The 692-nt window shown below is 62.1% G+C and carries 1 protein-coding gene; it reads left to right on the plus strand.

All coding sequences use genetic code 11. The annotated features are described in order from the left end of the window. Positions 1–692 (plus strand): amidohydrolase family protein (locus BST38_RS28810; protein ID WP_165761678.1); only part of this gene is annotated, 692 nt, incomplete at both ends.

The raw sequence follows: 692 nt of genomic DNA on the forward strand, positions 1-692 counted from the left end.
TTCACCGAGAATCCGTCGGCGATGGGGTATCCGAGTTTCCACGATTTCGAGCATTGGAAGCCGATGTGGGATGCCCTGGTCGACACCGACACGGTGCTCAACGTCCATATCGGGTCGTCGGGTCGGCTGGCGATCACCGCCCCGGACGCCCCGATGGACGTGATGATCACCCTGCAGCCGATGAACATCGTCCAGGCCGCGGCGGATCTGCTGTGGTCGCGTCCGATCAAGGAGTATCCGGATCTGAAGATCGCGCTGTCCGAGGGTGGCACCGGGTGGATTCCGTATTTCTTGGAGCGGGTGGATCGCACCTATGAGATGCATTCGACGTGGACCGGGCAGGACTTCGGCGGCAAGTTGCCCAGCGAGGTGTTCCGCGATCACTTCCTCACCTGCTTCATCGCCGATCCGGTGGGGGTGAGCACCCGGCATCAGATCGGGGTGGACAACATCTGCTGGGAGGCCGACTACCCGCATTCGGATTCGATGTGGCCGGGGGCCCCGGAGCAACTCGACGAGGTCCTCAAAGCCAACAACGTGCCCGACGACGAGGTCAACAAGATGACCTACGAGAACGCGATGCGCTGGTATCACTGGGATCCGTTCACCCACATCCCCAAAGACCAGGCCACCGTCGGCGCGCTACGCAAAGCCGCCGAAGGCCACGACGTCTCCATCAAAGCCCTGTCCAA

Origin of the sequence: Mycolicibacterium parafortuitum (assembly GCF_002086815.1) — a bacterium.
Taxonomy (GTDB): Bacteria; Actinomycetota; Actinomycetes; order Mycobacteriales; family Mycobacteriaceae; genus Mycobacterium; species Mycobacterium parafortuitum.